The sequence below is a fragment of the Janthinobacterium sp. SUN120 genome, assembly GCF_030397735.1.
Taxonomy (GTDB): Bacteria; Pseudomonadota; Gammaproteobacteria; order Burkholderiales; family Burkholderiaceae_D; genus Janthinobacterium; species Janthinobacterium kumbetense.
Genome location: NZ_JAPUBW010000004.1, coordinates 340636 through 363258 on the forward strand (window position 1 = coordinate 340636; position 22623 = coordinate 363258).

Below are 22623 nucleotides of genomic sequence, written 5' to 3' on the forward strand. Positions count from 1 at the left end.
AGCTAAAAAGATCACATAGTGTGCCCCCATCCCAGCGCCTTGTACAGGGCAATCGCATCGACGTAGGACGCCGTTTCCGCCAGCAGCGCTTCGCGCCGGATATCGTACAAGGCGCGCTGGTTTTCCAGCACGGCCTGGTAGCTGCCGGCACCGCCCGCATAGCGCGTGCTGGCGATGCCGAGGGCCGCGTTGCCGTGGCGCGCCGATTCCAGCAGCGAGGCCAATCGCGTCTGGTTTTCCGCCAGCTGCGTAACGGCGTTTTCCACCTCTTCCTGCGCCAACAGCATCGTTTGCGCATAGCGCGCCTGCGCGCCTTGCGCTTCGGCCTGCGTGCCGCGCAAGCGCGCCTTGACGCTGCCCAGGCGGAAGGCCGGATGGCTGACGGAAGGCGCCACTTCGAAGGCGCGCGCGCCGCCGTCGAATACGCCGCTGCCGCGCAGCGCAAAGAAGCCCAAAAAGCCGCCCAGGCTCAGGCGCGGATACAGGTCCGCTGTTGCCGCCCCCACGTCTTCGCTGGAAGCGGCCAGCAGGCGCTCGGCGCGCACCACGTCGGGACGCTGCTTGATCAGGCGGTTCACGTCGCCCAGCGGCAGCTGGCCCGCCAGCGGCGCCTGCTGCCGCGGTGCTGTCGCCAGCGCGATGGCGCCCGGCGCTTGGCCGCTCAGCACATCGAGCCGGTACTGTGCCTGGCGCAAGCCCGCCTGCAACGGCGGCAAGGCCGCCTCGCTGCGCGCCAGGTTGGCCAGCGCGTTGTGGCGCTCTTCCGGCAAGCCGCTGCCGGCGCGGATGCGCGCGTCGATCAGGGCGATGGTATCGCGCCAGCTTTGCACTTGCGCCTGCGTCAGCGCCAGGTTTTGCTGGTAGCCCAGCGCCTCGTAATAATTGCGCGCCACTTCGGCGGCGATCGTCAGCTGCACTTGCCGCAAATCGGCCTGCGCCGCGTCGGCGCGCGCCTGCGCCGAGCGGCTGATATGCGCGAGGCGGCCGAACAGGTCGATCTCCCACTGCGCATCGAAACCCACGCGCGTGCTGGTGCCGGCGGCGCGACTATCGGGGGTGTCTTGCTGCACGCTGCGCTGCCACCCCGCCTGGCCCGTGACGGCGGGCAGTTCGTCGAGGCGGCGCTCGTCGAAGGTGGCGCGCGCGGCCAGCAGATTGGCTTGCGCCTGCGCGATATCGAGGTTGTGCGTCAACGCGCTGGCGATCAGCCGCGACAGGCGCGCATCGTCGAAAAACGTCCACCAGGCGGCTTCGCTGGCAGCCGTTTGACCTGGCGCAAACCGCGCCTGCTGCGGGCTGGCCAGGGCGATGGCGGGCGTGCCCGGCGTGACGTAGGCGGGGCTGACGGCGCAGCCGGCCAGCAGGGGGAAAAGGGAGACGAGATAGCGGTAATTTTTCATGGGGATTCCTTCAGCGCGTGCGACAAATCGCGCGCGCGCGGCGTGGCATGGTCGGCCGTGTGGCGGCGGGCCAGAAAGGTGTACACGGTGGGCAGCACGAACAGGGTAAAGAAGGTGCCGATCAACATGCCCGAAACGATCACCACGCCCAGGCCGAAACGGCTGTTGGCGCCGGCGCCGGACGCGAACAGCAGCGGCACCAGGCCCACCACCATGGCCGCCGTCGTCATCAGGATCGGGCGCAAGCGGATTTGCGCCGCCTTGCGGATGGCGCTGAGGCGGTCCAGCCGTTCATGCACCTGCAATTCGTTGGCAAATTCCACCATCAAAATCCCGTGCTTGCTGATCAAGCCGATCAGGGTCACGAGGCCGATCTGCGTGTAGATGTTGACGGTGGCGTAGCCCAGCGCCAGCGGGATCAGCGCGCCGCAAATCGACAGCGGCACCGTGATCAGGATGATCAAAGGGTCCGTCAGGCTTTCATACTGCGCCGCCAGCACCAGGTAAATCACGACGACGGCCGCCAGGAAGGCCAGCAGCAGCGCATTGCCTTCCGTGGCGAACTGGCGCGCGTCCGATTGCCAGTCGTAGCTGAAGCCGGGCGGCAGGGTTTTCGCCACGCCGTCGAGGAAGGCGACGGCGTCGCCCAGGGTCACGCCCGGCGCCGGCACGCCCTGGAAGGTGGCCGCATTTTGCTGGTTGAACTGGGTCAGCATGTTCGGCTCGATCTGTTCCGTCACCGAGACGACGGCGGACAGGGGCAGCAGGCTGCCATCGTCGGCGCGCACGTACTGCTGCGTCAGGGCTTGCGCCGTCAAGCGTTGTTCGCGCGGGCTTTGCGCGATGACGTCGTAGGCGCGGCCATCCATGCCGAAGCGGTTCAGATAATTTTCGCCCACCAGCACGGCCAGCGATTCGCCGATGTCCTGCATGCGGATGCCCAGGCTGTTCGCCTTGGAGCGGTCCACGCGCACCTTGACGACGGGGTTGTTGTAATCGAGGTCGCTGTCGACGACGGCAAACAGGCCGCTGTCGCGCGCGCGCTGCTTGACGTCTTCCATCGTGCGGAACAGGGTGGCGTAATCCTGCGCGCTGCGCAGCACCATTTGCACGGGCAAGCCGCCGCTCGATCCGGGCAAGGGCGCCAGCTGGAAGGCGAAGATGCTGGTGCCTTCCACGTCGCCCACGGCGTGCTGCAATTCGGCCTGGATGACGGCCGCATTGCGCGAACGTTCGGCCCACGGCGTCAGGTTGATGCCGCCGATGCTCGATGCCGGGCCTTCGCCGCCATTGATGATCCAGCGCGAGTCCGTTTCGGGGATATTTTTGTAGATCTCATCGAGCTTGTACGAAAAGCGTTCCACGTAATCGAGGTTGGCGTGCTGCGGCGCCTTGATCGCCGTCAAGACGCTGGCCTGGTCTTCCGCCGGCGCCAGTTCGCGCTGCGGCAGCAGGTACAAAAACGGCAGACTGACCATCACCAGCGCGGCGAAACCGGCACTCCACCAGCGGTGGTGCAGCGAACGGTCCAGCAGGCGCGCGTAGCGGCTGGTGAGGCCTTCGAAGAAATGCTCGGCGGCGCGCGCCATGCGCCCTTCCGCTTGTTTCGGCTGCAGCAGCAGGGAGCTCATCACGGGAGATAAGGTCAGCGCCACCACGCCCGACACCACCACGGCGCCGGCCAAAGTCAGCGCGAATTCCTTGAACAGCGCGCCCGTCAATCCCCCCATCATGCCGATCGGTGCATACACGGCCGCCAGGGTGATCGTCATGGCGATGACGGGGCCGGCCACTTCGCGCGCGCCCACCAGGGCGGCCGCCACGGGCGTCTTGCCTTCCTCGATATGCCGGTGCACGTTTTCCACCACGACGATGGCGTCGTCGACCACCAGGCCCACGGCCAGCACCATCGCCAGCAGGGTGAGCAGATTGATGCTGAAGCCGAAGGCCAGCATCAGCGCCGCCGCGCCCAGCATCGACAGCGGGATCGTCACGACGGGAATCAGCACGGAGCGCAGGGAACCCATGCACAGGTAGATGACGATGACGACGATGAGCAGCGCTTCGAGCAGGGTGTGCGCCACCTCGTCGATGGACGACTGGATGAAGCGCGCCGTCTCGAACGCCAGCTCGACTTTTACGCCCGGCGGCAGGGTTTTCTGGATTTCCGGCAGCAGCTTCTTGATGCCGTCGACGATCACCAGCGGGTTGCCGCCGGGGGTGGGCGACAAGCCCAGATACACGGCCGGCACGCCGTCCATGATGCCGCTCGTCTCCGTGGCGGCCGCGCCTAGTTCCACGGTGCCCACGTCCTTCAAACGCACCAGGGCGGCGCTGTCCTTTTCATCGCCGCCCTTCTTGACGACCATGTCGCGGAACTGTTCCACGCTGGTCAGGTCCGTGTTGACGCTGATGTTCGCGACGACGAATTGTCCCTTCACTTTGCCGGGCGCCGCCTGGTAGTTATTGCGCCGCACGGCGTCGGCCACGTCGGCTGCCGTCAGCCCGCGCGCCGCCAGCTTGGCCGGGTCGATCCACAAACGCATGGCCAGCTGCTGGCCGCCATACACGTCGACTTTCGCCACGCCGTCGATGGTGGCGAACATCGGCTGCACCACGCGCGCCAGGTAATCCGTCAGCGCGGGCGCGGACACGCTTTCGCTGGCAAAGCCGACGTACGCGACGGCCGAGGAATCGCCGGCCGCGCGCTCGATGACGGGGTCGAAAGCGCCTTCCGGTAATTTATAGCGCACCTGGTTGACCTTGGCCATGACTTCCGTCAACGCTTGCGTGGAATCGCGGTTCAATTCCATGCGCACGGTGACGGTGCTGCTGCCCTGCACCGACGACGACGTCAGGTAATCGATGCCTTCCACCGACGATACGGCTTGCGCGATGGGTTGCGTCACGAAACCCTGCATCAGTTCCGCCGAGGCGCCCGGATAGTTGGTCGTGACGGTGATGGTGGACGATTCGAGCATCGGGTATTGGCGGATCGGCAGCTGCAGGATGGCGATCACGCCCAGCATCAGAATCAATGTGCTGATCACCAGCGCCAGCACGGGGCGGCGCACGAATAAATCGGTAAATTTCATGGTGCTGGCCTTTCCTCAAGAACCGGCCTTGGGCGCGGCGCGTTTCGCCTCGTCCAGGGTATTGGCGACGGCCTGCACGGCCATGCCGTCGGCCAGTTTCAGCTGGCCCGAGGCGACCACGCGCTGCCCTTCGCGCAAGCCGTCGAGAATGGCCACGCGGCCCCCGGCCCGCTCGCCCAGTTTGACGCCCACGCGCTTGACGGTGAGCGGCTGTTTTCCTTCCTGCTGCGCCACAAACACCGTATCGCCATACGCGCTGTAGGTCACGGCCGTTTCCGGCACCGTCAGCTGCTGGCCAGCCTCGCGGGCCACGCGCACGTTCGCGTACATGCCCGCCTTGAGGGCGCCGCGCGGATGGCTCAGCGCCGCCTGCACCTGCACCATGCGCGAGCGGGCGACCAGCGGGTCGATGGCGTTGATCTTCGCCGTGAAGATTTCATGCGGATAGGCGTCCACCAGCACTTGCACGGCCTGTCCCGGCGCCAGATTCGCGCTGCTCTGTTCATCGAGGGCGAAATTCACCAGCAAGGCCTTCGTGTCGATCAGGCTGGCCACCGTGTCGGCCGCGTTCAGGTACTGGCCCGCGTGCACCTTGCGGATGCCCAGCTGCCCGGCGAATGGCGCGCGGATGGTCTTTTGCGCGATCAGCGCTTCCGTCTGGCGCACGTCGCCCAGGGCCGCGTCGCGCGCGGCCAGCGCCGCATCGAGCTGCTCCTGCGTGGCGGCCTTTTCCCTGACCATCTGCACCGTGCGGGCATGGCTGCTTTCCGCGTTTTTCAGCTGTGCGCGCTGGCGCAGCAGCATTGCCTGTTCCTGGGCGTCATTGAGCTGTACCAGCACGGCGCCGGCCGCCACGCTCTGGCCCGACTCGAAGCGGATCTGCGTGACGCGCCCGCCCGTTTCGGCCGCCACCTGCACCTGGCGCGCCGCTTCCAGTTCGCCCACGCCCGCAAAAAAGCGTTCCTGCGTGCCCAGCACGACGGGGACCAGCGCCACCTTGGTGGCGGGGTAGGCGGCGGCATCGGCCGCATGCGAGTTGGCGCGCGGATACAGCGCGGCGCCCGCGACGGCCAGGGCGATGGCCAGCGCGGAAGCGCCGACGAGTTTCGTATTCATGATGAAGTCCTTTACTGCATTGAAAGGGAGAAAGAGGAAGAGGCGCAGCGGAGGCTGGTCAGGTCCGCTGCGCGTTGAAGAGGAAGAACAAACCCAGGGTCCACAGCAGCAGCACCAGGTGCGTCGTCTGCAAGCTTTCCTGGGCGATCCAGTAACCGAACCACAGGCCGCCCAGGTGCATCAGCAGCAGGAAGGCGGCCATGGCGCACAGGGCCAGGTTCAGCCAGGGCAGCGCTTGCGTCAGGGAAGCGCCGAGCAACAGCGCCACGCCCGTCCAGGCGGCGATGGCGGCCAGCAGTTGCAGCGCCAGCACCGTCAACAGGCTCAGGCGGTGCAAGACCAGGGACGTGAGCGCGCGGCGCAGCAGCGGCGTCTGGATGGTCGGGTCCTGGCGCAGCGGGTCCATGCGCATGGTGTTGCCGATGGCCCAGACGGCGCCGTGGAAGGCGTGCAGATTGTTGAGGGTGGCCAGGGTGAGCCAGAGGGCCAGGCCGGTGGCGAGGATGGCGTGAAACAGCCAGATCGAGTGAGACAGTTGCATGGGAAAATCCTGTCAAAAGAGTACCTTGCCGGCATGCGGACGTGGAAACTCCTCGACAGCGGGGAGCTACCGGCCTATTATGCAAGCAATTAGTTGGTTAACTGGCCCCATGATAGTTGAGTGAAATGAATTACACAAGTAAACGTTTGGATAATCAAGAGGCGCCGCAAACGACGGAGCGCATCCTGTATTTCATCAAGACCAAGGGACCCGTCTCCACGGCGACCCTGGCCAAGACCCTGGACATGACGGGCGAGGCGGCGCGCCAGCAAGTGCAAAAGCTGGTGGCGGCGGGTCTCATCGAGGGGCGCCAGGAAGCGCAGGCGGGCGCCGGCCGGCCGCGCCAGAACTGGGTCTTGACGGAGGCGGGCAATGCGCGCTTTCCCGACACGCATGCGCAGCTGACGATCAAGCTGATCGGTTCCGTACGCCAGCTGTTCGGCGAGGCGGGGCTGGATAAACTGATCACCCAGCGCGAAGAGGAAAGCCGCAGCGCGTATGCGCTGGCGTGCTCGGCGCCGGACTTGCCCACGCGGCTGCAGCAACTGGCCACCGTGCGCGATGAAGAGGGTTATATGGCGCGCGTGGAAGCGGATGGCGACGACTGGCTGCTGATCGAAGACCACTGCCCCATCTGCGCCGCCGCGCGCACCTGCCAGGGTTTTTGCCGCTCCGAATTGCAGCTGTTCCAGGAAGTGGTGGGGCCAGGCGCCAGCATCGTGCGCGAGCAGCATGTGCTGGCCAATGCCATGCGCTGCGTTTATCGGATCAGGACGTTGCCCTAGTCTTTCGGAAACAGGGGGCGGGTAGCCAGCGCCACCAGCCCCGCCAGCCACCACACGACGGGCCAGCTGCTGGCCGCCAGCAAGTGCGGGATGGCGATCGGCGTGAGGAACAGGCCCGCGTAGACGGCCGTGTTCGCCATGCCCAGGGCCGTGCCAGCGTTGGCGCCGCCCGCTTCCGTCGCCAGTTCCGTGTAGGCCACGCCATGCCAGGCGGACACGGCGATGCCGGCGGCCACCACGGCGGCCATCAGCAGCCAGCCCGGCGCCTGCAGCCAGGCGATGCATCCCAGCACAATGAACGACGCCAGCGCCACCAGGGCCGAGCCGCGCAGATAGGCGGGCCGGTTCGCGTGGCGGTCCGTGTGGCGTCCGCTCCAGATGCGCATCACCATGGCGCCCGCCTGCAGGGCCACCATCACGGCCGTGATGGCGGCCAGGCCCAGGTGGCCATGGTCGTGCAGAAACACGGTGGCGTAGCTGAGCACGGCAAACTGGGGCACGCACAGCAAGCCGATGGCGGCCACCATGCGCCAGACTTTGCGGTTTTTGAGTGGACCTTGCAGCGGCGGAGGCGGCTTGACCCCCATCAGGCCCGTGGACGCGTTTTGCGGCCCCGTGGCGGCCTCGGCAGAGAAATCGGGCTCATGCATCCATCGCCACGTAAAAAACGCCGACAGGCCGCATACGAGGGCCAGGGCGCCAAACACGGGCATGAAGCCGTAACGTGACGCCAGGCTGGGCAGGACGAGGGCGCCGAGGCCGCCGCCGAGCGGCACGGCCGTCTGGCGGATGCTCATGGCGAAGCCCCGTTCGCCCGCGCCGAACCAGCGCATCACGGCGCGCCCGCTGGCGCCATTCACGCTGCCGCCCAGCACGCCGACCAGGGCCAGCCCGGCCGCCAGCGCCCATAACGGCGGCACAGACCCGTCAGCCGGTGTGATCCACAGCAGCAGGGTCAATAAGGCCAGCATGGTGCCCAGCAAGCCCGTCAGCAGCACGGGCCGGTCGCCCCAGCGGTCGGTGGCCATGCCCCATGGCAATTCTGTCAGGGCCACGCCCAGGCCCATGGCGCCCAGCGCCACCCCCAGTTGCGTATTGCTCAGGTGATAGCCGCTGCGCAGCCAGATGGCCGTCGTGGGCATGCCGTTGGCGGCAGCGGAAAAGCTGGCATTGGCCGCCACGCCGACGGCCAGCACTTTCCAGCGGTGGGCATCGCCCAGCGCGGGCGCGGTGGCGGGGACAGGAACGGGAACGGCTGGGCAGCTGGTGGTCATGGCAGGGAGGGGAAAGTGGTTGACCCTGACAGTGTTGCGCAGTACGATCGTTCTGAATATCAGATAATTTACCAGTCACCATCCCATAAAACAGGACGATTGTATTTGCGCCATGAGCTTGCTGAATTTTGACATCGCCTTCTTGCGCAGCTATGTGGCTGGCATCGAACTGGGCAGCTTTGCCCGCGCGGCCGACAAGGTGGGCCGCTCCACCTCGGCCGTCAGCGCGCAGCTGAAAAAACTCGAGGAGCAGGCGGGCATGCCCCTGTTCCGCAAGGATGGCCGGGGCCTGGCGCTGACGCCGGCCGGTGAAGTGCTGCTCGGCTATGCACGCCGCCTGCTGGAACTGAACGACGAGGCGGCCGTCGCCTTGCGCGGCGCGGAACTGGAAGGCTGGATACGGCTCGGATTGCAGGAGGATTTCGGTGAAGCCTTGCTGCCCGACGTGCTGGGGCGCTTTGCCCGCGCGCATCCGAAAGTGCGCATCGAGGCGCACGTGGCGCGCAACACGGCCCTGATGCAAGGGCTGGCCATGGGCCAGCTGGACCTGGCTCTGCTGTGGGGCGGCGCCTGCATCGCCGACGTGGCCGAGTATCCGCTGCCGCAGCGCCAGCATATTGCCGAGCCGGCCATGCGCTGGATCGCCTCATCCAGCCTGGCCTGGCAGCCCGAATCGGGCGAGCCCTTGCCGCTCATTACCTTCGACCGCGACTGCCTGTTCCAGCGCTGCGCCACGCAGGCGCTGGACCATGCCGGCATCGCCTGGCGCACGGCGTTTACCAGTCCCAGTCTGGCGGGACTGTGGGCGGCGGCCGCGGCCGGGCTGGGCGTGACGGTGCGCACCAGCCTGGGCTTGCCGTCTTCCGTCTGCGCGCTCGATCACGTGGCGGCGGGCTTGCCCGCCCTGCCCCCGCTGTCGCTGGAACTGCTGCGCGCCTCCAGCGTGTCCAGGCCGCCCGTCGAGCGGCTGGCTGGCCTGATCATCGAATCGCTGCAGAATGGGGCGATTGAAAACGCCTGAAATTCAAGTGCGTGCAATCAGTACCTGCACGGGCGCCATGGGGAAATCGCTGGCGCTGTATTGTTCCACTTGCCGCCAACCCGTGTCGCGCAGCAGCTGCGCCAATTCTCCCTGCTGGGTTACCGTGCGGCCCAGCATGCGCATCGGCAAGTAATACGGCAGCACGCGCGCCGCGTCGCCGGCTGCCGGGGCGATTTCCGCCTGCACGCAAACGAAGACGCCACCGGGTGTCAACGCCGCATGGATCTTGCGCAAGGCCGCCGCCATGTCGGGCACGAAATGCAGCACGGACGAGCACCAGATGAGGTCGTAGCCGCTGCCGATATCGTCGCTGGCCAGGTCGCCGCCCACAGTCTCCAGGCGGTCAGACAGTTGCGCATGGGCGATGTTCGCGGCTGCCACGGCCACCGTTTCCGGCCAGTCGAAGACGCCGCCGTGCAAGCCTGCATGGGCTTGCGCCAGCGCAATGGCAACCCAGCCCGGTCCGCCGCCCAGGTCGAGCAGGCGCAGCGGCGTGTGGCCGTCTGCAAACGGGGCGATGCGCTGCATCACGGACAGGGCTGCGCGCATGGTGACGGCGCGTTGTTCCTGGCCAATCTGCTGCTGCGCGGCAATGGCCCAGTTGATGCCACTTGCCGTGCTGTAGGGCGCGGCCTTGCCGCCCTCGCGCACCAGCGTACTCAGCTGGGTGGCGAAATGGCGCAGCGCATGCAGCCGGTACAGCCAGGCGTCGCCGCAAAAGGCCTCGGAGTCGCGGCAGAAATACTGCAAGGTGGCGGCCGTGCAGCGGTAGCGCTGCGCATCAGCATCGGCCGCATCGCGTTCCAGCACCTGCATGCTCCACAGTAATTCCAGCAGCAGCGCCGTATGCGGCGCGTGCAGCGACAGGGCGTCGGCCAGTTGCGTCGGCGTGTGCGGCGTGGCCAGCAATTCGAAAATGCCCAATTCCAGGGCGGCGGCCAGTCCATCGGCCTGGACGGGCGCGACGGCCAGGTCCCAATACGGTTGCAAGGCGTGTTGTGTGGTGAATGGCATGGTGCTTCCTTTCGGTGAGGTGGGCAAGAGCACCTATTTTATGCAACAATGAGAATAATTATCATTTGCATTTGTATGCGACACGGCGCATTTCGTATGCGCGACGGCGCGCGGAAAAACAGGGGGAGCGATGAGGGAACAGGACAGGGAAGCGGCAGGCTGGACGCGGCGCCAACTGGACCCCGGGATGGGCGAGTGCCGCGCGGACCAGCGCCAGGTCGACCAGGGCTTGCTGCTCGTGCATTCCGATTACCGTCCGCGCCTTGCGCTCGTCGAGCAATCGAAGCATGACGATGCGGGCGGCATGGTGATCACCATCGGCCTGGAAGGCGTGTCCGGCTACACGACGCGTGATGGCGAACAATTGCGTTTCCGGGCCGGCCATACGACGGTGACGGCGTTTCAGCACGTCAGCGGCGAGCGCCGTTTCGAGGCGAATCAACGGGCGGCGCAATTGCGCGTGCTGGTCGATGAAGACGCGCTGGCGCGCTACTGGCCGCAAGGCCTGGCATCCCTGCTGCCCCACGGTGGCGCGCGCCAGCTGGCGCATGCGGCCACCACGGCGGCGTCCGCTTTGCAGGCGCGGGCGCTGCTGCGCGCGACGGATCCGCTGGCCGTGCATATCGGCGTGCTCAGTGTCCTGGCGGAACGGTTGCGGGCGCTGCGGCCGGCGCCCGCGCCCGCTTCCATCCCGCGCTGGTCCGAGGCCGAGATGATCAAGCTGGAGCGCGTCCATGCGCTGATGCAGGAGCAGATGGCGCAAGACCTGACGCTCGATTACCTGTGCGCGCAAGCGGGCCTGAGCTTGTTCAAGCTCAAGCAGGGATGGCGCTACCGCTACAACGACAGTCCGCAGCGCACCTTGCTGGCGCTGCGCATGCAGCGGGCAAAGTTACTGCTGGAAAATGGTTGCCAGGTGGCGCAGGCGGGCTGGCAAACCGGTTATCGCCATCCGTCCAATTTCAGCGCTGCGTTCAGCCGCTATTTCGGCTACGCGCCGAAGACCGTGGGACGCGCTGGCACATAAAAAGCCGGTGTAGAATCGGCGGGCAGCATTTTTCATCTCACCTGAAGGAGACATGATGGCCCGCAAAATATTTGTCAATCTGCCCGTCCAGTCGCTGGAACGCTCCGTGGCGTTTTTCACGGCGCTGGGCTTCAGTTTCAATGCCCATTTCACCGATGAAACGGCAACGTGCATGATCGTCGCCGACGACATTTTCGTGATGCTGTTGACGCACGATAAATTCAAGCAATTTACGCCCAAGCAGCTGTGCGATACCAAGGTGGCGACGGAAGTGCTCGTGTGCCTGTCGGCGGAGAGCCGCGGCGAAGTCGATGAGCTGGTGGCGAAGGCCGTCCAGGCGGGCGGCAGCATCTACAAGGAGCCGATGGATTTCGGCTTCATGTATGGCCACAGTTTCCAGGACCTGGATGGACATCAATGGGAGTTGATGTTCATGGAGCCGAACGCCGTACCTGGAAACGCCTGACCAAACCTGCTGCGCGTCGCGCTTTGCGGCCGGCGATGCTCACCGTACTAGAGTACGGTTGCGCTTCTCGGCCACAAATCACTGCCGCTCGCTATGGTTTTGTCAGGCGTTGCAACAGCCAAGTCAAAACACTTGTTAAGCCCACGCCTTAGCTGGCCAGCGCCAGCAGATCGACCACGTCCAGGCCGGCCAGGTCTTGCGTCGTGTTGCCTGCAAACGCGGCGCGGCTCTGCTGGCCGTTTTTCAGCCAGGTGCGCGTGACGTCCTTGATCTGGCTCAGGGTGCAGGTCAATACCCCGGTGCGGAATTGCTGGCGCACGGCTTCCGTCGTGCCGCGCTGCTGCATGTTCCACGCCGTCAGCGCTTCCGCGTACGGCGAATGGGGCTTGTCGAGGCCCTTGATGACGCAGATGATGGCTTCTTCCACTTGTTCCTGCGAGAAATCGCCGTCGAGGATTTGATCCAGGGTCGTGCCGAAGTCGGCGTACGTGCCGGCCAGGCGCGGATCGCGGTAGGAACTGAGGGTAAACGTGCCGGCGCCGGCCGCATAGCTGGCGCTGCCGCCATACGCGCCGCCTTTTTCGCGCAGGGCCGTATGCAGCACCTGGTTGGTCATCAGTTCGGCGGCGACGGCCAGGGCGGACGCGTCCGGATTGTGTACGCCAGGCACGGCCCAGGACACGAAGCAATGGTTGATCTGGCTCGTCGCATGCAGGGCCGTGTTGGCCAGCGGCAAGGTTGCCGGCGCTGGCGTTTCTGTCGCTGCGGCGGCATCCGTGCTGGCTGCCGGCAATTCCAGCAAGCGGGCCAGGGTGATGCCATCCTGCTCCAGGCCGGCGCACAGCACGGTTGGCTGCTGGGCGATGATGTGCGCGTGCAGGGTGTCGAGCTCGCGCGCGATTTCCTGCAAGCCCTCGGAAGTCTTGCTCAGCTGCTGCAAACGGCGGTAGAACGGCAAGGCCGCCGGGCCGCCGACGATGTCGTCGAAGCGGCGCGTGGGCGACAGCGGTGCCGCCGCGGCCAGCATGGCGTAGCGGTTGCCCGATTCGGACAGGCTGCTCAATTTGTCTTGCACCAGGCTTTCGATCAGGAAAGCCAGGCGCTCTTCTTCATCGAAGCGGGGCTTGGCGATCCAGGCCGACAGCACGGCGGCGATCGCCGCGTGTTCTTCGCGCAAGCCGCTGGCCGAGAACGACAATTCCACGCGCATCGCCTGTTGCGGGCGGGGAATGGCTTCCAGGCCGATGTGGAACGATGGCACCATGCTCTGGCGCCAGGCGCTGGCGTCGTCGAACGACATGTCGCCCACGCCCAGCTCCGGCGCCAGGTCCGTGTACAGGCGCAGCCAGGGCCACGACGCTTCCGGCAAGCCCGACACGTCGTACAGCACGTTGGCATAGCTGATGCCATTCGAGGCAATGCTGAACGCCACGGCGCCGTCGACGGCGGCAGGAATCGGCAGTGCCGGACGCGGCAGCGCGCTGACGTCGCCGGGGCGGATGCGCGGCAAGACTTCCGAATTCGACGGCAGTTGCTGATGCGCTTCCAGCGCGGCGGACTCGGCGATGATGTGCTCGCGCTCGGCGTCCGTCAGCTTCGCTTGCAGGGCCGCCAGCGTGGCGTCTTCCTGCGCGGCGCGGTCCGTGAAGTAGGCGCTGTCGGGCACCACGTGCGTGGTCAGACGGGTTGGATTGGCGATCAGCTCGCGCACCAGCTGCTTGAAGAATTCCGGGTCTTCGATCTGCTGTTCCAGGGTTTCCAGGATGTCCGCATTGTCGAAGGCATCCATGACGTTGCCGTCATACATGGCCAGCGGCAAGGCGTGCAGCAGGCGGCCCAGGCCGTAAGGCATGCGGCCGCTGCTGATTTCGCGCTGGCTGTATTTGATATCGCGCAAGGCCGCGTGCAGCACGGCGGCGGGAATGCCCTCTTGCGCCGTCTCTTCCAGGGCCGTCCAGATGCGCTGGTGCGCGTCGGCCATCTGTTCCTGCGTCAAGCCTTCCATGCCGATGTGGAACACCATCTGGCGGATGCCCGCGTCGCGGCCATTCATGTCCGATGGGCGGCCATAGCCGGCCGATTCCATGGCGCGCATGACGGGCGCCGACGATTCGCCCAGCAAGCCGTGCGACAGCAAATGCGCGTGGTAGTAGGCGATGGGATCGCTCGACTCGCCCATCAGCCAGGCGAATTGCAGGCCGAATTCATCGTCGCGCGCTTCCTGCGATGGAATTTTCACCACGTTTTCCTGCGGCGCCGTCCATGCGGGCGCCAGTTGCGGCAGGCGGCGCGGGCTGAAGCCGCTGAGCTTGGACAGCACGCGTTCGGCCACCTGCTCTTGCACGGCCGACGCTTCGATATTGCCGGCGGTCATGATCACGGCTTGCGAAGGGTGATAGTGGCTGGCGTGGAATTCTTTCAGCATTTCATGCGTCAGCTCGGGGATCACCAGCGGATCGCCGCCCGATTCCACTTCATACGTCGTGCCCTTGAGTAAGGCGCTGGCGATGCCGCTGTCGAGCGCGCGCATGGGGCTGTTGAAGGCGCCCTTCATTTCATTGAAGACGATGCCCTGGTACACCAGCTTGTCGCCTTCGAATGCGTGGCGCCAGCCTTCCTGGCGGAAGTTCAGGTAATCGAGGTTCGGGAAGAAGGCCGCGTCCAGGTAGACGTCGAGCAGGTTGAAGAAATCCTTGCGGTCGGTGCTGGCGAACGGGTACACGGTACGGTCCGGGTAGGTCATCGCATTCATGAAGGTGGCCGTCGAGCGGCGCAGCATCGAAAAGAAGGGGTCGCGCACGGGGTAGCGGGCCGAGCCGCACAAGGCCAGGTGCTCGAGGATGTGGGCGCGCCCGTCGCTTACTTCCGGCACAGTGGGAAAGGCCACCAGGAACACCATCTCAGCCTGCTCGGTATGCATGTGGATATGGCGCATGCCCGTTGCTGGCTCGACATATTGCTCGATGGTTGCCTGCAAGACTGGAATGAAGTTGCTGCTGACTTTTTCAAATGTGCTCATGCGGTATGGGATCTCTGCGGTAGGTGATTCGGAGTGTCGGTGGGGCTGCATCACATGTGGGGGCAAAGTGGCGTAATGCCAGGGCCGGGGCCACTTTGATGCCTGTATGGAGTTTTTCCCTATTGTACTAGGAGTATCTGCGCGCCGCCGCCGTGGCTTGCTTGCCGATCGCAAAAGCAATAACATTGTCAGATAGGCTATTTTTTGACAGGTGGCGCCCCGCGATGAACGCTTAGCGTACCATGCGCCTTTTGCACTCCAGACTGAACCGAAGGCGCCCACCTTGTCCCGACTTTCCTTTCGCCAACTGCTATTTGCCGCCTTCATATTGACGACGGGCATTTTGACGGCCACCTCCGTGCAAGCCCTGCTGACCCTGGAACACCTGGCGCGGCTGGGGCGCGAGACGGCGGCGCAGGCGATTGCCCTGACGGAACAGTCGCAGCGCCTGTCCGAGCGCACGCTGGCCATGGAGCGCAGCGCACGGCAATTCCTCGTGCTCGACGATCCCGTCTTCCGCGAGCGCTACGCGGCGGCCCGCGACGAAGCGACGGCGGCGCTGCAAGTGCTGAACCGGGCCACGCCCGAGTTCGCCCCGCAGTTGGCCGATGAATGGACGGTGCAGGCGCAAGCGGCGTGGGAAGTCTTGCAAGCGGGTAAGCGCCGCAAGCGCGATGGCCACGCCGTCGTGTACCGCGCATTTGCCCGCATGACGCAGATCAATGACAGCCTGGCGCGCGAAAGCAAGACGGAAATCGGCAGCCGCAACGACGCCCTGCTGGCCGAGCTGGAACGCCAGCGCCGCCTGCTGGGCGTGCTGGTGGGCGGCGCCGTGCTGCTGGCGGCCGTGCTGGCCACCTGCTTCGGCTTTCTGTTGTCGCGCCCGCTGCGCCGCATCGAGACGGCCATCGAGCGCCTGGGCGACAAGCGCTATGACCAGCCCATCGTCGTCGGCGGCCCGGCCGACACGCGCCGCCTGGGCCAGCAGCTCGACTGGCTGCGCCAGCGCCTGGCCGATCTCGATGCCGACAAGGAACGTTTTCTGCGCCACATCTCGCATGAGCTGAAAACCCCGCTGGCGGCCCTGCGCGAAGGCGTGGCTTTGCTGGAAGACGAGGTGGCGGGAAAGCTCAGCGACGGCCAGCGCGAAATCGCCGGCATCCTGCAGCAAAACACGGCGTCCCTGCAAACCCAGATCGAAGACTTGCTGCGCTACAATACCGCCGCTTTTGACGCCCAGCATTTGGCGCGCAGCAAGGTGGACTTGCTGGTCTTGCTGCAAGATGTGGTGGCCGGGCAGCGCCTGCAATGGCTGGCGCGCCGTTTGACGGTCGAGGTGCAGGGCGCGTCGCTGATCGTGCAGGCCGACCGCGACAAGCTGGCCACGGCCCTGGCGAACCTGCTGTCGAATGCCGTGCGCTTCAGCCCGGAAGGCGGCACCGTGCGTTTCACCCTGTCTGGCGAAGGCGGCCGTGTGTGCATCGATTGCACCGACGAGGGGGCCGGCGTGGCGCCCGAGGATGCCGCGCGCATCTTCGAGCCGTTTTACCAGGGCGTGCGCCAGGCGGCCGGCGCGCGCAACGGCAATGGCATCGGCCTGTCCATCGTGCGCGAATATATCGCCGCCCACGATGGCAGCGTCACTCTTTTACCGCGCTCCGCCGGCGCGCATTTTCGGATAGAACTGCCCTTATGATGACGAGAATTCCCCTGGCCGGCATGGCCGCCTGCGCGCTGCTGTTGGGCGCTTGCGCCGCCAAGCCCCCCACCCAGACGCCCGTTCTGGTGCAGACGCCGCCGCGCGTGGTGGTGGTAGCCGATCCCCAGCTGGCGGAACTGCTGGCGTATCAGGGCGCCTTGCGCCTGATGACGCCGTCGGAACTGGTGAAGGCGCAGCTGGACCTGGCGAAGGCCGATCACGCGCCGCACAACACGCTGCGCCGCGCCATGCTGCAGGCGGCCTTGCGCGGTCCCGGCGACCTGGCCCGCGCGCAAGCCTTGCTGGAACCGCTGGCCACGGCCACGGGCAAGGATGCGCAACTGCTGGCGCCGCTGGCGCAATTGCTGGGCAGCCAATATGCGGAACTGCGCCGCCAGGACGAGGGCATCGACAAGCTCAACACGCAGCTGCGCGACGCCCAGCGCCGCATCGACCAGCTCAATGAAAAGCTCGAAGCGCTGAAAAACATCGAGCGCAGCCTGTCCGTGCGCCCCGCCGCGGGAGCGCCGAAATGAGCGAGCACGCCCACATCTTGCTGGTCGACGACGATCCCGACCTGTTGCGCCTGCTGACCATCCGCTTGAAGGCGGGCAACTATCGCGTGACGGCCGTGGGCAGCGCGGAAGCGGCGCTGGCGCGCCTGGCCGTGGAATTGCCCGCCCTGGTTATTACCGACGTGCAATTGCCGGGCCGCGACGGCCTGGCCCTGTTCGATGAAATCCGCCGCCAGCATGCGGCCCTGCCCGTCATTTTGCTCACAGCCCACGGCACCATTCCCGACGCCGTCGACGCGACGGCGCGCGGCGCGTTTGCCTACCTGACGAAACCGTTCGATGGCAAGCTGCTGATGGAAAAAGTGGCGTATGCCATCAACTTGTCCACCGTCATGCCGACGCCCGCGTCCGGCGACGAGAGCTGGCGTGCCGAGCTGATCAGCCGCAGCGCGCAGATGGCCGAGCTGCTGGCCGAAGCCAAGCTGGTGGCCGGATCCGACGCCAGCATCCTGATCCGCGGCCCCAGCGGCACGGGCAAGGAATTGCTGGCGCGCGCGCTGCACAATGCCAGCCGCCGCGCCAAGGCGCCGTTCATCGCCGTCAACTGCGGCGCCATTCCCGAGCAGCTGCTGGAATCGGAACTGTTCGGTCACGTCAAAGGCTCGTTTACGGGCGCCGTCGGCAACCGCGAAGGCTTGTTCCAGGCGGCCGATGGCGGCACCCTGTTCCTGGACGAGATCGGCGACATGCCGCTGCCGCTGCAGGTGAAACTGTTGCGCGTGCTGCAGGAGCGGGCCGTGCGCCCCGTGGGTGCAGACCAGACGCGTCCGGTGGACGTGCGGCTCCTGTCCGCCACGCACCGCGACCTGGACGTGGCGATGACCGAGGGGCAATTCCGCGAAGACCTGTATTACCGGCTCAACGTCGTGACCTTGACCCTGCCGCCGCTGGCCGAGCGCCGCGAAGACATCGCCTTGCTGGCGAACCATTTCCTGCAGAAGCTGGCGGCCAAGTATGAGAAACCCCTGAACGGCTTCGCACCCGACGCCTTGACGGCCCTGGTGGCGGCGCCATGGCCCGGCAATGTGCGCCAGCTGGTCAATGTCGTCGAGCAAGTGTGCGCGCTGGCCACGGCGCCGCTGGTGCCCTTGAGCCTGGTGCAGCGCGCGCTGCGCGTGCCATCGCTGGAAGCGCTCAGCTATAACGAAGCGAAGCAGCGCTTCGAGCGCGACTACCTGATCCAGCTGTTGCGTCTGACGGATGGCAACGTGGCCGACGCGGCCCGCCTGGCCGACCGCAACCGCACGGAGTTCTACCGTTTATTGCAGAAATACGAGCTGACGCCGGCCCTGTTCCGGGGCGAAGGCGACCCTGTCGCTGAATAGCGACAAAAATAAAGTATTAATAATCAACGACTTATTGTAAAACATTGATATTGTTGCCACAGGCTGTCGCTGTCAGGCGACAAAAAACCCGGATTTTCGGCCCGAAACGCCGCGAAACGGGCAGGAAAAATCGAGTCTAAAGCTAAGTCGTTGATTTTGAATGGAAATTAAAAGCTGGCACGGTGCTTGCTGTATGGGTAGATGTGACGCTTCAAAGTGTTGCTTTATCCAAGTAAGAAGCTTTTAACTTCATTGAGAGGAACTACCATGCAAACATCGAAACTGTTCAATACCCTGGTTGCCGCTATCGTACTGTCGGGCGCCTCGATCACCGCTTCGCATGCCGCTGACTCCGCACCAAAAGCACAAGCTCCTGCTGACACCGTCGTGGCCGCCAACGCCGCCGCTGCCGTCCCTGATGAAACCATCACTTCCTCGGCCAAGGCCGCCCTGAGCGCCGATGCGCAAGCCGCTGCCCTGCCCGTCAAGGTAGCAACCCAGCAAGGTGTGGTCGTCCTGTCGGGCGACGTGCCGAGCGCCGAAGCGGGTGACCGCGTCGTGCAGATCGTCGCTTCCGTGAGCGGCGTGAAAGAAATCAAGAACGAGCTGAAAGTCAAAGCCGCCGGCTAAGCCCTCGCGCTGTACTTTACTCCGGGTTGCCCTGTCTGCGGACAGGGCATTTTTTTGTCCGCACGGTTTGACCCGGCCAGCCATGCCGATGCCGCCAGGCAAGGAGCCGGGAAATACAAGTAGAATAGCCAGCACTGGCGCCGCTCCCGGCGCTGTTTGTCATCTCCGGCACAGCATTCTGTTGCAAGGCTGCGCCGTTACCAGGCTACCGCATGTCTTCTTTTTCTCCCGCTGCCCTGTTGCGCAATCTGAAACCCGATAACTTCACCATCGCCCTGCTCGTCACCGTGGCGCTGGCCACGTTTCTGCCCTGCACGGGCCAGACGGCCGTGGTCTTCGGCAATATCACCACCGTCGCCATCGGCGCCCTGTTCTTCCTGCACGGCGCCAAGCTGTCGCGCGAAGCCGTGGTGGCAGGCGCCATGCACTGGCGCCTGCACTTGCTGGTGCTGGCCAGCACCTTTGTCCTGTTTCCTCTGCTGGGCCTGGCATTGCGCCCGCTGGCGCTGACCTTCCTGACGCCTGACCTGTACATGGGCATCTTGTTCCTGTGCGCCTTGCCGTCCACCGTGCAGTCTTCCATTGCCATGACCGCCATGGCGCGCGGCAACGTGCCGGCCGCCATCTGCAGCGCTTCGGCCTCGAACTTCATCGGCATTTTCCTCGCCCCCATCCTGGTGGGCTTGCTGGTGGCCAAGGGCGCGGAAAGCAAGTCGTCGGTGGACGCCGTGCTGTCCATCGTCCTGCAACTGCTGCTGCCCTTCCTGGCCGGCCAGTTCCTGCGCCGCTGGATCGGCCGCTGGGTCGACCGCCACAAGGCCACCCTGAAATACGTCGACCAGGGTTCGATCTTGCTGGTGGTCTATACGGCCTTCAGCGAAGCCGTCAGCGAAGGCCTGTGGCATACGATTTCGGTGGAAACGCTGGTGGCCCTGGGCCTGATCAGCCTGCTGCTGCTGGCGCTGGTGCTGGGTATTTCGACCTTTGTCAGCCGCCGCCTGGGTTTCAACAAGGAAGATGAAATCGCCATCGTCTTTTGCGCCTCGAAGAAAAGCCTGGCCAGCGGCGTGCCCATGGCCAAGGTGCTGTTTTCCACGCGTTCGCTGGGTATGGTGATCTTGCCGCTGATGCTGTTCCACCAGATTCAGCTGATGATTTGCGCCGTGATCGCGCAAAAGTATGCGCGGCGCGACGAGGCGGCGGCGGTGCGCGTCTAGGGGATGGACGGGGCCTTGCTGCGCACCGGCCACGTCAGCGCGTCAAGCAAGGTGCCCGGCGCCTTGCCCGTGTCCAGCCCCGTCGGGGGATATTCTCCCGCGCGGGGAATGTGGTGGGTGCCGAACAGCCAGTCGAAGACGGGGAACAGCCCCGCGAAATTGCAGTTGAAATGCTCGGCTTGCACCGAGTGATGAACGCGATGGTACTGCGGTGAATTGCACAGCATCCAGTAACGGCCAAAGCCGACCCGGACATTCATGTGCGGGAAAACATGATACAAGCTCAGTATCCCGTACATTCCCAGAATCACCATATTGGTCTTGAATAAGATCCCCGCCAGCAGATAGATACTGAGTGCCTTGATGCCCGCTTCGGCCCAATAGTGCCGCGTCGTTGTGCTGGCATTCATGGCCGTATCGCTGTGATGGAAGGAATGCATGGCCCACATGGCGGGTACGCGGTGTTGCACGCGATGAAAGACGTATTCCAGAAAATCCATGGTCAGGGCATACGCGAGGAAGGCCGGCGCCAGCATCCAGCCTGAAGAGGCTAGATTGATGAGCCCGCCGCCGGCCGCATTGACAAGCTGTACCGTGACGATGGCCGTGAGCGGGGCCAGCATGGCGCCGCTGGCGGCATAGATGAGCATATACGCAAGATTGAAGCGTGACGCCCCCGAAGGCTGTTGCTGCAGGGGATGCCGCCTCTCGATGAGCAATGCCAGAAGAATGACCGCCAGGAGCATCAGGGGGCCAAGCAGTAGCGCTGCGTATCCCATCGTTTACCCCTGGAAAGTAGTGGATAGTTGTCTCTTGTTAAAAATAGTCCGCCCATTCCCGCCTGTCAATGTCATTGGCATTGCCTTGACCCATGCAATGGCAGAACGCTATATATAAGTGTATATTACGCTCCTTGTTCACCGTTCACTTTACAAGGATACGATCATGCGCCTCACCTCCCTCGCCCGCCTGCTTGGCACCGCCCTGCTGGCCACCGCCGCCACCTCCGCCCTTGCCGGCGAAGTGGTGGTGTCGGCCGCGGCCAGCCTGACGAATGCGTTCAAGGATGCGGCGCAGAGCTACGAGGCGCAGTATCCGGGCAGCAAGGTGTCCCTGAACTTCGCCGCCTCGGGCGTGCTGCTGCAACAGATCGTCAAGGGCGCGCCCGTGGACGTGTTTGCCTCGGCGGACCAGGAAACCATGGATGCGGCGCAAAAGCAGGGCTTCGTCCTGCCGGCCGACCGCATGGATTTCGTCGGCAACAGCCTGGTGCTGATCGTGCCGCACGATAGCAAGCTGGGCATCAAGAACTTGAGCGACCTGACGCACAAGAGCGTGACCCGCGTGGCCATCGCCAATCCGGCCAGCGTGCCCGTCGGCCGTTACTCCGAAGGCGCGCTGAAGAAGGCGAAGCTGTGGGACGCCGTGCAGCCCAAGGCCATCGGCACGCAGAACGTGCGCCAGTCGCTCGACTACGTGGCGCGCGGCGAAGTCGATGCGGGCTTTGTCTATGCCACCGACGCGGCCATCATGAAAGACAAGGTGAACGTGGTGCTGGACGTGCCATTGGACGCGCCCGTGCTGTACCCGATCGCCACCATCAAGGACAGCGCCAACCAGGCTGAAGCGAAGCGCTTCGTCAGCTACCTGCAGACGGCGCCGGCGCAAGCCATCCTCGCCAAGTACGGTTTCAAGAAGCCATAAGGTAAACGGACGCGCATGGATATCGCCTGGACCGCGCTGGCCCTGTCGCTCAAGGTGGCGGCGTGGGCCACGGCGCTCAATTTGCTGCTCGGCATCGGTACGGGCTATGTGCTGGCGCGCACGCGTTTTCCCGGGCGCGAGCTGCTCGACGCCCTCATGACCCTGCCGATGGTGATGCCGCCCACCGTGCTCGGCTATTACCTGCTGGTGCTGCTGGGCCGGCGCGGCACGATGGGCATCTGGCTGCAGGATAACTTCGGCATCAACCTCATCTTTACGTGGCAGGGCGCCGTGATCGCCTCCACGGTGGTCGCCTTTCCCCTCGTCTTCAAGCCCGCGCGCGCCGCCTTCGAAGCGGTCGACGGCCAGCTGGAGCAGGCGGCCCGCGTGCTGGGCATCTCGGAAATGGCGATCTTTTTCCGCGTGACCTTGCCGCTGGCCTGGCGCGGCATCCTCGCCGGCGTGCTGCTGGGCTTCGTGCGCGCGCTGGGCGAGTTCGGTGCCACCCTGATGGTGGCCGGCAGCATCCCCGGCAAGACGCAGACCCTGTCGGTGGCCGTGTTTGAAGCCGTGCAGGCGGGCCAGGATGAGGTGGCCAATACGCTGGTCCTGATTATCTCCCTGGTCTGCATCGTGGTGCTGCTGTCGGCGGGCCGCCTGGCGCCCGGACGCATCGCGCACAAATGACGCAGAT

At 65.2% G+C, this 22623-nt stretch carries 19 protein-coding genes; 11 read left to right on the forward strand and 8 right to left on the reverse strand.

Annotated features, from left to right (window positions below; all coding sequences use genetic code 11):
* Positions 1-11: 11 nt before the first annotated feature.
* From O0879_RS22130 to O0879_RS22145, 4 genes are read right to left on the reverse strand one after another with little or no spacing between them, the layout of a single operon-like run.
* Entirely contained in the window at positions 12-1400 is a 1389-nt protein-coding gene (locus tag O0879_RS22130; protein ID WP_289918788.1) for a TolC family protein, read from the reverse strand.
* Positions 1397-4495: a MexW/MexI family multidrug efflux RND transporter permease subunit gene (locus O0879_RS22135; protein ID WP_289918789.1), complete on the reverse strand. Its 3099-nt coding sequence runs from the start codon at positions 4493-4495 to the stop codon at positions 1397-1399. The genes O0879_RS22130 and O0879_RS22135 overlap by 4 nt, the downstream gene beginning before the upstream one ends.
* A gap of 15 nt (positions 4496-4510) precedes the next feature.
* Positions 4511-5611 carry an efflux RND transporter periplasmic adaptor subunit gene (locus O0879_RS22140; protein ID WP_289918790.1) on the reverse strand — a complete coding sequence of 367 codons (1101 nt, stop codon included), beginning with the start codon at positions 5609-5611 and terminating at the stop codon, positions 4511-4513.
* A 58-nt stretch (positions 5612-5669) separates the two neighbouring features.
* A complete protein-coding gene (locus O0879_RS22145) occupies positions 5670-6152 on the reverse strand; it encodes a DUF2165 family protein (RefSeq protein WP_289918791.1) in 483 nt (160 codons plus the stop codon).
* A 125-nt stretch (positions 6153-6277) separates the two neighbouring features.
* Between O0879_RS22145 and O0879_RS22150 the strand changes: the two genes are divergently transcribed.
* Positions 6278-6937: a MarR family transcriptional regulator gene (locus O0879_RS22150; RefSeq protein ID WP_289918792.1), complete on the forward strand. Its 660-nt coding sequence runs from the start codon at positions 6278-6280 to the stop codon at positions 6935-6937.
* On the opposite strand, the gene O0879_RS22155 is transcribed toward O0879_RS22150, so the two are convergent.
* The gene (locus tag O0879_RS22155) at positions 6934-8211 is read right to left on the reverse strand and encodes an MFS transporter (protein ID WP_289918793.1); all 1278 of its coding nucleotides are present in this window, start codon (positions 8209-8211) and stop codon (positions 6934-6936) included. The two genes, O0879_RS22150 and O0879_RS22155, sit on opposite strands and share 4 nt — an antisense overlap.
* A 112-nt stretch (positions 8212-8323) precedes the next feature.
* Here O0879_RS22155 and O0879_RS22160 point away from each other — a divergent pair, with 112 nt between their 5' ends.
* Positions 8324-9232, forward strand: a complete 909-nt coding sequence (locus O0879_RS22160; RefSeq protein ID WP_289918794.1) for a LysR substrate-binding domain-containing protein — start codon at positions 8324-8326, stop codon at positions 9230-9232.
* Between the two features lie 3 nt (positions 9233-9235).
* On the opposite strand, the gene O0879_RS22165 is transcribed toward O0879_RS22160, so the two are convergent.
* Positions 9236-10267: a class I SAM-dependent methyltransferase gene (locus tag O0879_RS22165; protein ID WP_289918795.1), complete on the reverse strand. Its 1032-nt coding sequence runs from the start codon at positions 10265-10267 to the stop codon at positions 9236-9238.
* A gap of 130 nt (positions 10268-10397) precedes the next feature.
* Here O0879_RS22165 and O0879_RS22170 point away from each other — a divergent pair, with 130 nt between their 5' ends.
* Positions 10398-11294, forward strand: a complete 897-nt coding sequence (locus tag O0879_RS22170) for an AraC family transcriptional regulator (protein ID WP_289918797.1) — start codon at positions 10398-10400, stop codon at positions 11292-11294.
* A 55-nt stretch (positions 11295-11349) separates the two neighbouring features.
* Positions 11350-11760 carry a VOC family protein gene (locus O0879_RS22175; RefSeq protein WP_289906042.1) on the forward strand — a complete coding sequence of 137 codons (411 nt, stop codon included), beginning with the start codon at positions 11350-11352 and terminating at the stop codon, positions 11758-11760.
* 148 nt (positions 11761-11908) lie between these two features.
* On the opposite strand, the gene O0879_RS22180 is transcribed toward O0879_RS22175, so the two are convergent.
* Entirely contained in the window at positions 11909-14779 is a 2871-nt protein-coding gene (locus O0879_RS22180; protein WP_289918798.1) for an insulinase family protein, read from the reverse strand.
* A 283-nt stretch (positions 14780-15062) separates the two neighbouring features.
* Between O0879_RS22180 and O0879_RS22185 the strand changes: the two genes are divergently transcribed.
* From O0879_RS22185 to O0879_RS22205, 5 genes are all read left to right on the forward strand, one after another.
* Positions 15063-16475 carry an ATP-binding protein gene (locus O0879_RS22185; protein WP_289918800.1) on the forward strand — a complete coding sequence of 471 codons (1413 nt, stop codon included), beginning with the start codon at positions 15063-15065 and terminating at the stop codon, positions 16473-16475.
* On the forward strand, positions 16472-17014 hold the full coding sequence (locus O0879_RS22190; protein ID WP_251349649.1) for a hypothetical protein: 543 nt from the start codon (positions 16472-16474) through the stop codon (positions 17012-17014). Before O0879_RS22185 ends, O0879_RS22190 begins: the two co-directional genes overlap by 4 nt.
* Entirely contained in the window at positions 17011-18378 is a 1368-nt protein-coding gene (locus O0879_RS22195) for a sigma 54-interacting transcriptional regulator (RefSeq protein ID WP_289918802.1), read from the forward strand. The genes O0879_RS22190 and O0879_RS22195 overlap by 4 nt, the downstream gene beginning before the upstream one ends.
* A 267-nt stretch (positions 18379-18645) precedes the next feature.
* Entirely contained in the window at positions 18646-19008 is a 363-nt protein-coding gene (locus O0879_RS22200) for a BON domain-containing protein (RefSeq protein WP_034752546.1), read from the forward strand.
* Between the two features lie 212 nt (positions 19009-19220).
* Positions 19221-20225 (forward strand): bile acid:sodium symporter family protein, encoded by a 1005-nt coding sequence (locus tag O0879_RS22205; protein ID WP_077398321.1) that lies wholly within the window; start codon positions 19221-19223, stop codon positions 20223-20225.
* Here the strand turns inward: O0879_RS22205 and O0879_RS22210 are convergent.
* Positions 20222-21004, reverse strand: a complete 783-nt coding sequence (locus tag O0879_RS22210) for a sterol desaturase family protein (RefSeq protein ID WP_289899731.1) — start codon at positions 21002-21004, stop codon at positions 20222-20224. The genes O0879_RS22205 and O0879_RS22210 overlap by 4 nt on opposite strands.
* Positions 21005-21170: 166 nt before the next feature.
* On the opposite strand from O0879_RS22210, the gene modA reads away from it, so the two are divergent.
* Both modA and modB read left to right on the forward strand, forming a co-directional pair.
* Positions 21171-21929, forward strand: a complete 759-nt coding sequence (gene modA / locus O0879_RS22215) for a molybdate ABC transporter substrate-binding protein (RefSeq protein WP_099665997.1) — start codon at positions 21171-21173, stop codon at positions 21927-21929.
* 15 nt (positions 21930-21944) lie between these two features.
* Positions 21945-22616 (forward strand): molybdate ABC transporter permease subunit, encoded by a 672-nt coding sequence (gene modB, locus O0879_RS22220; RefSeq protein WP_099665998.1) that lies wholly within the window; start codon positions 21945-21947, stop codon positions 22614-22616.
* Positions 22617-22623 lie beyond the last annotated feature (7 nt).

What these genes read in the sequence shown, in the direction of transcription:
- O0879_RS22130 (WP_289918788.1), bottom strand. Translation starts at nt 1,400, where the DNA reads ATGAAAAATTACCGCTATCTCGTCTCCCTTTTCCCCCTGCTGGCCGGC.
- O0879_RS22135 (WP_289918789.1), bottom strand. Translation starts at nt 4,495, where the DNA reads ATGAAATTTACCGATTTATTCGTGCGCCGCCCCGTGCTGGCGCTGGTG.
- O0879_RS22140 (WP_289918790.1), bottom strand. Translation starts at nt 5,611, where the DNA reads ATGAATACGAAACTCGTCGGCGCTTCCGCGCTGGCCATCGCCCTGGCC.
- O0879_RS22145 (WP_289918791.1), bottom strand. Translation starts at nt 6,152, where the DNA reads ATGCAACTGTCTCACTCGATCTGGCTGTTTCACGCCATCCTCGCCACC.
- O0879_RS22150 (WP_289918792.1), top strand. Translation starts at nt 6,278, where the DNA reads ATGAATTACACAAGTAAACGTTTGGATAATCAAGAGGCGCCGCAAACG.
- O0879_RS22155 (WP_289918793.1), bottom strand. Translation starts at nt 8,211, where the DNA reads ATGACCACCAGCTGCCCAGCCGTTCCCGTTCCTGTCCCCGCCACCGCG.
- O0879_RS22160 (WP_289918794.1), top strand. Translation starts at nt 8,324, where the DNA reads ATGAGCTTGCTGAATTTTGACATCGCCTTCTTGCGCAGCTATGTGGCT.
- O0879_RS22165 (WP_289918795.1), bottom strand. Translation starts at nt 10,267, where the DNA reads ATGCCATTCACCACACAACACGCCTTGCAACCGTATTGGGACCTGGCC.
- O0879_RS22170 (WP_289918797.1), top strand. Translation starts at nt 10,398, where the DNA reads ATGAGGGAACAGGACAGGGAAGCGGCAGGCTGGACGCGGCGCCAACTG.
- O0879_RS22175 (WP_289906042.1), top strand. Translation starts at nt 11,350, where the DNA reads ATGGCCCGCAAAATATTTGTCAATCTGCCCGTCCAGTCGCTGGAACGC.
- O0879_RS22180 (WP_289918798.1), bottom strand. Translation starts at nt 14,779, where the DNA reads ATGAGCACATTTGAAAAAGTCAGCAGCAACTTCATTCCAGTCTTGCAG.
- O0879_RS22190 (WP_251349649.1), top strand. Translation starts at nt 16,472, where the DNA reads ATGATGACGAGAATTCCCCTGGCCGGCATGGCCGCCTGCGCGCTGCTG.
- O0879_RS22195 (WP_289918802.1), top strand. Translation starts at nt 17,011, where the DNA reads ATGAGCGAGCACGCCCACATCTTGCTGGTCGACGACGATCCCGACCTG.
- O0879_RS22200 (WP_034752546.1), top strand. Translation starts at nt 18,646, where the DNA reads ATGCAAACATCGAAACTGTTCAATACCCTGGTTGCCGCTATCGTACTG.
- O0879_RS22205 (WP_077398321.1), top strand. Translation starts at nt 19,221, where the DNA reads ATGTCTTCTTTTTCTCCCGCTGCCCTGTTGCGCAATCTGAAACCCGAT.
- O0879_RS22210 (WP_289899731.1), bottom strand. Translation starts at nt 21,004, where the DNA reads ATGGGATACGCAGCGCTACTGCTTGGCCCCCTGATGCTCCTGGCGGTC.
- modA (WP_099665997.1), top strand. Translation starts at nt 21,171, where the DNA reads ATGCGCCTCACCTCCCTCGCCCGCCTGCTTGGCACCGCCCTGCTGGCC.
- modB (WP_099665998.1), top strand. Translation starts at nt 21,945, where the DNA reads ATGGATATCGCCTGGACCGCGCTGGCCCTGTCGCTCAAGGTGGCGGCG.